This is a genomic window from Pedobacter puniceum, assembly GCF_009674685.1.
Classification (GTDB): domain Bacteria; phylum Bacteroidota; class Bacteroidia; order Sphingobacteriales; family Sphingobacteriaceae; genus Pseudopedobacter; species Pseudopedobacter puniceum.
Map to the genome: position 1 here is coordinate 113,652 of NZ_WKJI01000004.1, position 12,362 is coordinate 126,013.

General features: G+C 34.3%; 10 protein-coding genes. 5 read left to right on the forward strand and 5 right to left on the reverse strand.

What is annotated here, in order from left to right; all coding sequences use genetic code 11:
• Nucleotides 1–16 precede the first annotated feature (16 nt).
• Genes GJJ64_RS14055 through GJJ64_RS14065 form a run of 3 tightly spaced genes read right to left on the reverse strand, consistent with a single transcriptional unit; the run spans nt 17 to nt 2,322 of the window.
• Entirely contained in the window at nt 17–652 is a 636-nt protein-coding gene (locus GJJ64_RS14055) for a uridine kinase family protein (protein ID WP_154288406.1), read from the reverse strand.
• A complete protein-coding gene (locus GJJ64_RS14060; protein ID WP_154288407.1) occupies nt 642–1,547 on the reverse strand; it encodes a DPBB and LysM peptidoglycan-binding domain-containing protein in 906 nt (301 codons plus the stop codon). Before GJJ64_RS14060 ends, GJJ64_RS14055 begins: the two co-directional genes overlap by 11 nt.
• Before the next feature lie 31 nt (nt 1,548–1,578).
• A complete protein-coding gene (locus tag GJJ64_RS14065; protein WP_154288408.1) occupies nt 1,579–2,322 on the reverse strand; it encodes a DUF4905 domain-containing protein in 744 nt (247 codons plus the stop codon).
• A 26-nt stretch (nt 2,323–2,348) separates the two neighbouring features.
• On the opposite strand from GJJ64_RS14065, the gene GJJ64_RS14070 reads away from it, so the two are divergent.
• The 4 genes from GJJ64_RS14070 (at nt 2,349) to GJJ64_RS14085 (ending at nt 7,978) form a co-directional block, all read left to right on the forward strand.
• Entirely contained in the window at nt 2,349–3,680 is a 1,332-nt protein-coding gene (locus GJJ64_RS14070; RefSeq protein WP_154288409.1) for an NfeD family protein, read from the forward strand.
• 32 nt (nt 3,681–3,712) lie between these two features.
• Nucleotides 3,713–4,195: a Dps family protein gene (locus tag GJJ64_RS14075; RefSeq protein ID WP_154288410.1), complete on the forward strand. Its 483-nt coding sequence runs from the start codon at nt 3,713–3,715 to the stop codon at nt 4,193–4,195.
• Nucleotides 4,196–4,469: 274 nt separating this feature from the next.
• Nucleotides 4,470–6,986 carry a fibronectin type III domain-containing protein gene (locus GJJ64_RS14080; protein WP_154288411.1) on the forward strand — a complete coding sequence of 839 codons (2,517 nt, stop codon included), beginning with the start codon at nt 4,470–4,472 and terminating at the stop codon, nt 6,984–6,986.
• 17 nt (nt 6,987–7,003) lie between these two features.
• Nucleotides 7,004–7,978: a hypothetical protein gene (locus GJJ64_RS14085; RefSeq protein WP_154288412.1), complete on the forward strand. Its 975-nt coding sequence runs from the start codon at nt 7,004–7,006 to the stop codon at nt 7,976–7,978.
• Nucleotides 7,979–8,050: 72 nt separating this feature from the next.
• On the opposite strand, the gene GJJ64_RS14090 is transcribed toward GJJ64_RS14085, so the two are convergent.
• Both GJJ64_RS14090 and GJJ64_RS14095 read right to left on the reverse strand, forming a co-directional pair.
• Nucleotides 8,051–9,538, reverse strand: coding sequence for an OmpP1/FadL family transporter (locus tag GJJ64_RS14090; protein ID WP_154288413.1), 1,488 nt, complete (start codon nt 9,536–9,538; stop codon nt 8,051–8,053).
• 109 nt (nt 9,539–9,647) lie between these two features.
• On the reverse strand, nt 9,648–10,673 hold the full coding sequence (locus tag GJJ64_RS14095; protein WP_154288414.1) for a hypothetical protein: 1,026 nt from the start codon (nt 10,671–10,673) through the stop codon (nt 9,648–9,650).
• 173 nt (nt 10,674–10,846) lie between these two features.
• On the opposite strand from GJJ64_RS14095, the gene proS reads away from it, so the two are divergent.
• On the forward strand, nt 10,847–12,319 hold the full coding sequence (proS, locus tag GJJ64_RS14100; protein ID WP_154288415.1) for a proline--tRNA ligase: 1,473 nt from the start codon (nt 10,847–10,849) through the stop codon (nt 12,317–12,319).
• Nucleotides 12,320–12,362 lie beyond the last annotated feature (43 nt).

Here is a 12,362-nt window from a genome sequence, read left to right on the forward strand (position 1 = left end):
CCAGACTTTTTAAAGCCTACATATTCAACTTCAAACGTAGTTCTTGAGATATTTCGTCTGTTAAATCAAGAATATTCCTAAGCTCATTGGTAGAGTTATCTGCTATTTTATCACAACGGTTACGATGAGGTAATAGAAATTCTTCATAAGCAGGCATCACATGGTTTTCCCATTTATACATCACATCTTCTTCAGAATATCCTCTTTCTACCAAATCTCTATTTAAGCGTCTTTCTAGTGCAATTTCTGTGGCCGCATCAATAAAAATACGGTAGTTAAAAAGCGGGTCTACGCTTGGGTAATGATAAATAAATAATCCCTCGATAATTAAAATAGGAGCAGGCTTAATTTCTAAGATTTTAGGAACCGCATTGCTATTATTAAAAGTATATTCTTTTTTATAAACGGTTTGGTAATTTAATAAGCTGGTGATATCTCTTTCAAAAGCCTCAATATCAATACATGAAGGTAAGTCAAAGTTGTAAAGCTTATTTTCTTCAGCAGATAAATCACCTACCGGGATATAATAATCATCCTGAGAAACTAAACAAACCTCCTCTGGGGTAAAATGATTTAAAAAACAGTTTAAAAAAAACGTTTTTCCCGAGCCACTGCCTCCAGCAACCCCTATCACAAAAGGCTTATTGTTCATTTGGAAGTCCGTATGTAATGTTTACTAAAAACCTTTTATCTAGCGCACCTAAAGCATCAGAAGCTGCTTTGGTAATCACAATAATAACATCTTTGGTGGTTTCATTCTCGGTATATTTACCTACAACTTTTGCAAATACACTTCTGTTGGTCATTGGGTTAGTGATTTTAACTATAGTACCCACCGGAGCAAGTTTATGTAAAGCATAGCTTTTGGTAGCGTCTAGGTTTTCATCATTTATCCAAACAGCAATACCTTTTTCATTTTTTTCGGTAATACCGTATCTATTTCTTGGTATTTCTATGCCTGAATTTGAATCCGTAGAATCTAGATACTTAATTTTGGGTTCAGGTTTAGTGATTTGCTCTCTCACTACCTCTGGTTTACCTGTTTGTGTATTTTTAACCACTTCTGGCTTTAAGCTAACTTCATCATTTACCAAAACTTTCAAAGTTTGGCCAATGCTTAAGGCAGATGTTTTTAAGTTATTCAATAACTTTAAATCATCAACACGCATATTGTATTTGCTTGCTATGCTATATAATGTTTCTTTAGCTTGTACTACGTGGGTAGTTTCTTTTTTGCCGTTATTTTGTGTGGTATTTGATGAAGAACTAAAACTTACAGGTTTTTGTTCTGCAAAAGGCCTATCTGTTGGTATTTTAATAATTTGACCAATGCTAAGTGGGGCATTACTATTAAAATCCATAATAGCTTTTGGCGTAACATTATATTTTCTGCCTAAAGCATAATAGGTTTCTTTAGGTTCTATTTTATGTAGGATAACTTTTTTTCCGGCAGAATTTTCTACACCTACAGAATCTACCATAGTAGTTGCAGATGCAGAAAACGATAGTATAGAAAAGGTTATTAACAAGATTTTTTTAAGCTTCATGTATTAAGGTCTTCTCTGAAAAACTTTGCAATTATAGTAAATAACTCACAATTTCTGATTTGTTTCTGATGTAAACCAGTTTGCCGAGCCACACAAAGAACGTGTCTTCTACTAGTTTTTGTATATTGTCATTTAAAATATCAGAAAGTAAAATATTGTTTTCTTTATCATAAACTTCAATTATTTGAGTGTAGCTGTCTTTGTTTTTAAGATATAAACTTCTTATAAAAAGGTCTTTGTAAATTAATTGTTGCGCTGTTTCCCAGATATTTTCTTCGGGCTTGTTATCTGGTAAAATAATATGATTTTGTAGCTGCTGTAAAGTTTCATTAGCTTTAATATATCCTAAAGAAGAGCCTGTGTTTAAATCTAATAATTCTAGTTTACGAGGCATTATTCTGGCATTATAAGCCATAATGCCTTCTTTACAAATAGCTTGGGCAGTATGACTATAGTTTTCCCACCCTATATTCTTATCAACTAAATTAAAGACTAAGATATTTTTTTGTGTAGGTGCAAATTCATTCTCAAAACCATGTAATATCAATTTATGTTGATATAGAGCTAATAATCCTAATTGCCACTTTTCTTCAAAAGAATAGTTAAGGATAAGAAAGCATTTTTGGTTAAAATCATAAACAGAAAATAATACTTGTTTTGTTAAAGTTCTACTTTCAATGGCTAAACAGTTTTGCTCATCATCTAAAACTAATTTCCAGATAATTCCATCAATCTGCTGTTTTAATAAGGGCTTTAATGTATCTTTATTTAACATCTTAATCAAAAATAGAAATTAATATCATGAAGCATATCTTTTACTTGTTCATAACTGTTTTAATATGCAGTCAATACACTATGGCGCAACCAAAAGTTTACCAGTTTGATTTAAAACAAGAAATAAACCCAGCTGCTTGGCGCACTACCAGAATTGCTATGGAAAACGCTAAACAACAAAATGCTGATGTTTTATTGATACACATGAATACTTTTGGTGGGATGCTGGATTATGCAGACTCTATACGCTCTGCTATTTTAACAGCACCTATGAAGACTGTTGTTTTTATTGATAACAATGCCGCATCAGCAGGAGCTTTAATTGCCATAGCTTGTGATAAAATTTATATGCATAAAGGAGCTAGTATTGGTGCAGCAAGTGTAGTAAATGCAGAAGGGGAGGTGTTGCCAGAAAAATATCAGTCTTATATGCGTGGCTTAATGCGTACTACAGCAGAAAGTAAAGGCAGGAATCCTAAAATTGCAGAAGGTTTTGTTGATCCAGATTTAGAAATACCCAATATTAAACCTAAAGGAAAAGTACTCACTTTTACAACTAAAGAAGCTATTGCTAATGGTTTTTGTAATGCAGAAGCAAGTTCTGTAAAAGAATTACTAGCCAAAGAAGGCTTGAAATCTTATGATTTGGAAGTCTATCAACCCACCTTAACAGATAAGATTATAGGCTTTTTAATTAACCCAGCAGTAAGTGGTGTTTTAATTTTATTGATTATTGGAGGTATTTATTTTGAGTTACAAGCACCCGGCATTGGTTTCGCATTACTTGTTTCTGTAGTAGCGGCATTACTTTTCTTTGCCCCTTTGTATCTAGAAGGCTTAGCAGATAACTGGGAGATTTTATTATTTATTGTAGGGATAGCTTTATTAGTATTAGAGATATTTCTTATCCCCGGCTTCGGAATTTTTGGTATTTTAGGCATTGTCATGATTATAAGCGGATTGGCTTTTAGCCTTATTTTGAATGATTTTTTTGATTTTAACGTAACTAGTGGAGAGCGTTTAACCAATTCTTTCTTACTGGTTCTCCTCTCTATGATTGGGGCTGTTGTAGTTGGTGCTTTCTTTGGCGGTAATATCCTTAAATCTAAAATGTTTAAAAGATTGGTTTTAGAGGATGAGCAACAGGCTACACAAGGCTATCAGGTAAGGAAACCAGATATGAATTTTATCGGTAAAACTGGTTTTGCTAAAACCGATTTACGCCCATCAGGTAAAATAGAAATAGATGGAAACTGGTACGATGCTGTTTCTAACGATGGTTTTATTGAGAACGGAACGAATATTGTTGTAAGTAAGATTGAAAATTATAATCTGGTAGTTAGAAAATCTCTTAGCTAATTACCTTTTAATTTAAATCATACTTATAGATTATGGCAACAAATAAAATAGGATTGAACGACAAAAAAGTAGTAGCATTAGTAGACCAACTGAATGATTTATTAGCAAATTATCAGGTCCATTATCAGAAACTTAGAGGCTGCCATTGGAATGTTAGAGGAAATGATTTTTTTACCCTTCATGTAAAATTTGAAGAATTATATAATAACGCCCAACTTACCATTGATGAGCTTGCAGAACGTGTTCTAACTTTAGGCAAATCTCCATACAGTACTTTCATAAGCTATGTAGAAGTTGCTCAAATTAAAGAGATAGAAACAGAAGGATTAGCACCTGCCCAAATGGTTGATGCTATATTACAAGACTATAAAACCCTTATTGATTTAGAAAGAGAAATCATAGAAAATGCATCAGAAAATGCGAATGATGAAGGTACTGCCGATATGATTACAGGCTTTATGAAATTCCAAGAAAAAACCAGTTGGATGCTAAGGGCATACAACGGAAATAAATAAGTTTCTTTATTCATGATTTAAGGAAGGTATCTACTTATGGTAGATGCCTTTTTTTATGCTCTAAAGTATGCTGAAAACTAAGTTTAAAGCTAATTTGAATGATAAATCTGCTAATGTAGATTAGTTTTTCATTCTTTTTAATCTTGATATTTGAGATAATCCTTAAACGGAAAAACCAATTATTTCAATGAAATCTATTTAATCATTCGTCTATTAAGAAGGATGCTACTGGTTAAATAATTTCAATTCATGCATCAAGACACTTAAATTTATTATGAAAGCAAAATTACTCATCATTTTAATTTTTAATCTCGCATATTTTGTTTCTTCTTCAAAAGCCCAACAAGGGATAAACTGGCTAGATATTACAGCGCAAGAAGAAGCAAGGCATAGGGTTCATTTACAAAATTATACTTTAGGTAGCCCAAATATTACAACTTGGAATAATGGAGCCGCTAGATTTCTTGATATTAATGGTGTCAATTCTTCAAGTTTTAGCACTAATACAACTGCGGGTTATGCTTATACACAAATAGGATCAGATAAGACCCACACATTCACATTATATAAATTTCCAGGTAATCGTTCAGAAATTAGAGTTCAAGATGATTATACTACCGGCTCACGCCAGTTTGAAGGTTTTGTAACTATCAATAATAATGTTTTTGCTGATAATGCTGTCTTTCAAATTTTTGGTGGATTATTAGAAAGTGATGGAGTAACACAAAGAGCTACATTATTACAAATAAGGGGAGATGCGTTTTCAAATAATGGAACTTTAAGAGTAGTACATAATGGAACATTTGATGTATTAGGAAGCACAACTATAGCTACTAATATTTTAAATCAAGAAGTAAAAATTAATGTTATACACGAGCAACAAACAGCTAATACAGCAGGTAAAGTGTACATTTTTGTTAATGATAATTTAGCCTTAACCTTATCAGAAAATTTTGACCCCAACAATGCTGATAATTATTTTAAATATGGTTGTTATGGTCGAGAAGATGAGACTTCTACAAATGGTATTGTAAATTCTGAGGTTAAATGGCGTAATATAAGGTTATGGAGCGGTGGAAGGTATGTCCCTACTAACACCCCTAGCCCGGCTATTCCTATGGGTTTATCTGCTTCAATTGTTAGTCCAACTGCTGCTAATCTTTCTTGGGCAGATGTAAGCCATGATACTGGTTACACCATACAAGTATCAACAACAAGTGCAACTACTGGTTTTTCTGATTTAACAACAACAAATTTTAATGTTAATACATTTCAATTAACAGGCTTAACAGCGGGTGTAAATTATTGGTATAGAGTAAGAGCTAATGGAGTAACGAACTCGGCTTTTTCTAATGCTATACTTGTTAATACCACTAATATCCCATTTGCAGGTGCATCTAATGCTATCTGGCAATATAATTTTGGTACACAAGCAGCAACATTTACAATAGGGGCAGCTACATATACAGGTGGTGCTGCAGGTAGTGGTACAAATCCCTTAACTTCTCCTGGCGAGGGTCAAAATGCTACTATTAGAGTTAATAGTAACGCAAATGGAGGTTTTAGGTTAGTTACATCGGGTACAAATTTTTCTAGCGGAAGTAATGGAGCTAGATTGGCTATTTATCCTGCAACTGGAGGAAGTGTTAACAAATTTTATATCACCAATATTGGTGCTACTAACCAAACACCAAGAATAGCGACTAATTTATTTAGCCTAAGTATGAATGTGAAATTTGTATCTGGTACTAATGGTACTTATCAATTATTAGTTGGAGATGGCGCAGCTACTACCGCAGGCTCAAGTGGCTCAAATTTAGTGAACACAGACCCTGTTTTTGCTGTAATTAGATGGCAACCACAATCAAATGGAAGCTATAATTTTGCTACAAGAGTAGGGACTACAGGTACTTATAACAATATTTCTGGTGTAAGTTTAAGCAATGGTAATGAATTTAATATAAGGATGTTTTGTAATAACACCATACAAGCCCTAAATTATACTATTGCTGGGCAAAGCTATACAGTAGCAGCAGGTACATATCATTTATGGGTTAATAATACACGTTTAACTACAACAGGCGGTAGCCATAATTTTAGTGCTACTGGCTTACCAGCTGATGCTAAACTAGATTTTATTTCTCTTATCGTTAATAACAATTCTAATGCAGACGGAGAGATTATCTTAGATGATCTTAGATATGCAAACTTTTTAGCCGATTTAAATGACCCGGCAGTTCTACCAGTTTCTTTAATAGGTTTTGATGCCAGAAGAGTTTCCAATGGCGTAAGTCTAAATTGGAGTACTACATTAGAGTCTAATAACGCTAGGTTCGAGATAGAAAGAGCCAATGATAATGGGGTATTTGTTAAAATAGGTGAAAAAGAAGGAGCTGGCAATAGCAACAGAACTTTAACTTATAATTTTATTGATAATAATCCCCTCAATGGAAATAACTACTACCGTTTAAAGCAAATAGATTTTAATGGTAAATATGAATATTACGGGCCTAAAGTTGTTAATTATAGTTTAGAAAATATAAATACGAGCTATATATATAAATTGTCTCCTAATGAGTATCATGCAGTTATTCATGCTAAAAGGCAGCTACAGGGTACTATAAGTGTTTGTAATTTAAATGGCCAAAAAGTATACAGCCAACAAGTTGTACTTAAAGAAGGTGAAAACATTTATCCAATTTCTTTAACAGGGGCTACTGATGGTATATACCTATTAACTCTATCATCACAAGAATTTATCAACAACATAAAATTTATAAAGCAGCCATAAGCTGAAATATTTTAATCATGAAAAAAATCACCTTAATTACTATTTTATTGGCCGTATCAACACAAATAATAGCCCAAATTCCTGTAACTAGTATTACTTGGGAAAATTACAATCCAAAAAAGAAAATACACCTCTGTAACGAAGTTGGCAAACACATGATGTACGATTGGACGGCTCATCAAGAGTTACATACCTCTGTGGGTAAAAATGCTAGTTATACTTATAACCCAAAAGATAAGACAGAAACATTCCAACTGTACGACAAGAAATCTAACCGAGCAGAAATTAGGTTGATTAATGAGTATGAATACGGAGCTCGTCAGTTTGAAGGCTACGTAACCATTTTCAAACCTTTAGATGATGAATGCTTAATGCAAATTTGGGGAAGTCATGAAGGGGCAACTCAATTTATGTTAAGAGGTTTTCATGAAGATAACGGAAGCTTAACCATTAATTGTGGTTCTTCTTCCAGAGTTAAAGTGATGAATAATATTTATGGTAAAGAGATAAAGGTAAATGTTATACACCTTCAAGAAGATGTAGGTAATAAATTTATGGTTTATTTAAATGATAAAAAGGTTTTCGAGTTGCCAGATAACGAAAAAGCTATCAATAATTTTAACGGAAACTATCATAAATATGGTGTTTATGGTACCGTAAGAGATGGGCATGAAAGCCCTAAGGTAATATGGCGTAACGTACAGCATTTTAAAGATAAAGGTGGTAAGATGTATGATAAACAGGAACAAAAAATCAATTATCCGCCTTTAGCAGTAAAAAAAGTAGGCGATGCTGATTTTGATGCAGGAGCAAGTTCTAGCGCAAAATTGCCTTTAATTTATAGAAGTTCTGACTTAACTGTTGCAACTATTACACCAGAAGGTAAAGTACACATTGTAGGACCAGGAAAGACACTTATTTTGGCTTTCCATGAAGGTAATCATCAATATCATCCAAATAGCGAGTTGAGAGAACTTGTGGTAGAGAAATAAGTTTTTCTTTAGAAAAGAAAAAGCCTTAAATACATTTGTATTTAAGGCTTTTTTTATGATGTTTAACTTGTGTTAAAATCTAGCTCCAAAAGTAATGCTAACAGCCGTTACATTCGTTTTAGTATCTGCAAACGGAGTAACTTGTGGATTATCAAAAGTATAAAAAGAGGTAGATAAGATACTATTTTGTTGATGCTGAACCGCTAAATCTAGCGTATAAGAACCAAAACGATAGCCAATTCCTCCGGTATATCTATTAGCTTTATAGTCAATATCTTGATAAGGACTTCCCATATTTCTATAACCAGCTCTTAAAGCTACACTATTAGTCACTTTAAACTCGGCACCTAAACCAATATTGATACTTTCTTGATATGTAGAAGAAATATCTCTTTTTATTCCATTATTAACATCAACCTCATCAGATTTGAATTTTATGGTAGAAAAATCCTGATAATTGATATCAGCACTGATAAATCCTTTATTTCCAATAAAGAATGAAATACCTCCATTTACTTTTAAAGGCGTATTTAAACGATAAGAAAAAGGATAGGAGTTGTTTTCTGTGACTAGATTATTATTAGGGTCTCTTAATGAGAGTTCTTCATAATAATCATCATCAATAGAATAATAAGTAGGTGTTTCTAAAGATAATCCCAGCCTAATTTCTTTCACTGGCTTTAAAATAGCACCTAATTTGAAGTTTACACCAGAACCTCTGGTATCAAAACTTTTAGAAAAATTAGTGTTATAGTCAACATTATCTACATTATTAAAGCCTTGCTCATTTAGCAGTTCTTCTGAACGGTAGTTAATGGAAGCTAAACCTAATCCAAAGCCCAGATAAAATTTATTGCTAAAATTCATCCCCAAAGAAAAGTCAACGTTAGACTGCCCACCTTTTCTATCATAGGAAACAACTTGATCTGCTCCTGATCTAGTATTGGATGAATAAAAAGAACTATTGTTATTTGTATTGTAATCTATTAAAAAACCTTCATAAGCTGCAAACACTAAATTATCTAAAATTTGATCAGGCGGATAAGGTTGATTAGTGTTTGGATTCTTATCATTATTAGCAAGATTAGCAAAATAGTTTCCTAGTCCATTAGCATTGGTAACTCCACTAAAAGAAAGCTCATTTCTAAAAAAGTTGTTTTTTTGGTAGCCAATACCAAAGTTTATGGATACAAGGCCTTTTTTTAAATCGCCTGTTCTGTATGTTGGACTATGAAACACAACGCCTAAATTATTGATATTTAGGTTGCCTAAAGAAGATTCTGAGTTTTGGCCTAAATAAGTGGTTTTATTCGATGAATTAACATAGCCAGGGGTAAAGCTAAATTCAGAACTACTAAACATACCCAAACCTGCTGGGTTACCATAAAGAGAACTTAAATCTCCACCTAAAGAAGTATGTGGGCCACCTAAACCTCCAAACCTAGCAGTAACACTATTTTCTGTTCCAGAGAATTTTAATGCGTCAGCAGTGTATTGTGCAGAAACACTTGAAACCGCACCTACTATAAAAGTTGTAAGAGCAAATATTTTTAATTTCATGTTTTTTGTAAGGATATAATCATGGAAATAGGTTATACCATGATATGTTAAAAATTATCTTTTACAAATTGAGCGGCTTTAATTTTAACCGCTCAATTTAGGATAAAAATTATCTTGATGGTCTGCCACCGCCAGAACTGCTGCCTCCAGAAGAACCTCTGCTACTACCGCCAGAACTGCCACCACTATTTGAAGGTGGGCTATAGCTTGGAGAAGGAGAATAACTTGGTCTTTCTGTACGAGATGGCCTGCTGCTTTCTGTACGTGAAGGCCTACTTTGTTGTGCTTCAGATCTTGTTGGTCTACTATTTCCTGATGAGCTAGATGAACCTCCATTAGAAGATGGTCTTGTACTAGAAGTTGCTGGTCTGCTATAATCTCCATAGCTATCTCTTGTAGGTCTTGATGACGTTCCTGGTCTAGTTGTACTCACCGGACCTGTTGGACGAGGGATTCTACTTACGCTACTTCCATCAGCATTAGTTGGTCTTGTAGCAACGCTTCCTCTAACAGGTCTTGGGTTGTTCGGTCTGGTTATAACACCTACACCCGGAAATAATCCTCCGCCACCCCAGAATCCACCATTGCCAATCCAACCGCCACCCCATGGGTTATAGAAAGAGTATACTCCCCAATAAGGCGAACCTAGAGGGCTATACCACGGGTTATAAGCCCAGCTATTCCATCCCCAATTGTTCCATCCCCAGTTATTCCAGCCTAAGTTCCAGCTATTCCAACCCCAGTTGTTCCACCCAAAATTGAAACCAAAGCTTGGTCTATTCCAGCTGTTCCAACCCCAATTATTCCAACCCAAAGAAAATGCTGGGTCAAAATAAGGGTCAAATGCTAAATTGTTATCGTAATAATAATCTCTCCAGCTATAATTGTTACGGTTTTCGATGTCTAAACGTGGTCTAGACTCTTCCTCGTAAGCATAATTATCTGTAGAATAATCGCCATTAGGATTTGAGTTAACAGATGGCCTTGGCGTAAATGTCAAAACTCTGGCTTCTACTTCTGAGTTGTAAACATCATCATAAAGAGCTGTTTGTGTAGCGATATTGCCGGTAGCACAACCACCTAGAACTAGAGCAATCCCCCCACTAATTACCGATAAAATAACTCTATTTTTCATGTTGTATATTTTTAAGGTCTTAAAGACAATTCTGCTTTATTAATAACATACGTTTATTAGACGTAAAATATTACAATTGGTTGCATCAAACCTAAAATTATAAGTGTAATATTTTTATAACTTTGAGCACTAGAATCAATAATAAAAGTACAAAAATTATTCCATATCAGCTCATGAGTAAAGGATTAACAAGCAGATCAGAAGACTATTCACAATGGTATAACGAATTAGTAGCTAAGGCAGACCTTGCAGAACACTCTGCCGTAAGAGGTTGTATGGTGATAAAGCCCTACGGATACTCTATTTGGGAGAAAATGCAGGCAGTTTTAGATCAGAAATTTAAAGAAACTGGCCATAGCAACGCTTACTTTCCTTTATTCATCCCTAAGTCATTTTTTTCTAAAGAGGCTTCTCACGTAGATGGTTTTGCAACAGAGTGTGCAGTTGTAACACATTATCGTTTAAAAAATGATGGCTCTGGTAATATTATTGTTGATGAGGATGCCAAGCTAGAAGAAGAGCTAATTGTAAGGCCAACATCAGAAACCATTATCTGGAATACTTATAAAGGTTGGATACAGTCTTACCGAGATTTACCAATTTTAGTAAATCAATGGGCTAATGTGGTACGTTGGGAAATGCGTACACGTTTATTTTTACGTACTGCAGAGTTTTTATGGCAAGAAGGCCATACGGCGCATGCAACCGCAGAAGAAGCTATTGCCGAAACCGAGCAAATGCTTGATGTATATGCAGATTTTGCGGAAAATTGGATGGCTTTACCAGTAGTAAAAGGTAAGAAAACCGCTAATGAGCGCTTTGCTGGTGCTTTAGATACTTATTGTATTGAAGCTTTAATGCAGGATGGTAAAGCTTTACAAGCTGGAACTTCGCATTTTCTTGGTCAGAATTTTGCCAAAGCTTTTGATGTGAAATTTACCAGTAAAGAAGGTAAACAAGAGTTTGTTTGGGCTACTTCATGGGGTGTTTCTACCCGTTTAATGGGGGCGTTAATTATGGCTCATTCTGATGATAGCGGATTGGTATTACCTCCAAAATTAGCTCCAATTCAGGTAGTTATTGTGCCTATTTACAAAGGAGAAGAAGAATTGGCTAAAATTTCTGAAGCTGTTGATGTAATCATCAAAGATTTAAAGAAAAAAGGTATTTCTGTTAAATATGATGACCGTGATACACAAAGACCAGGCTTTAAATTTGCAGAATATGAACTAAAAGGTGTACCTGTACGTTTGGCTATGGGCGGCAGAGATTTAGAGAATAACACTGTTGAACTTGCGAGAAGAGATACCAAAACAAAAGAAACGGTATCAAGAGATGGTATAGCCGATAAAATTGAACTTTTGCTTGAAGAAATTCAACAAAATATATACCATAAAGCCCTACAATTTAGAATAGAAAATACTAGAAAAGTAGATTCTTATGATGATTTTAAAAAGGCTTTAGACGAAACGCCAGGCTTTATTGCCGCACATTGGGACGGAACTTCTGAAACCGAAGCAAAAATTAAAGAAGAAACAAAAGCTACTATCAGATGTATTCCTTTAAATAATGAGCAGGAAGAAGGCGTTTGTATGGTAACTGGAAAACCTTCAAGCCAACGAGTATTATTCGCGAGAGCTTATTAATATGGTAAGTAGAAGATGGTGAGTTGGAAGTGGGGGAATTTTT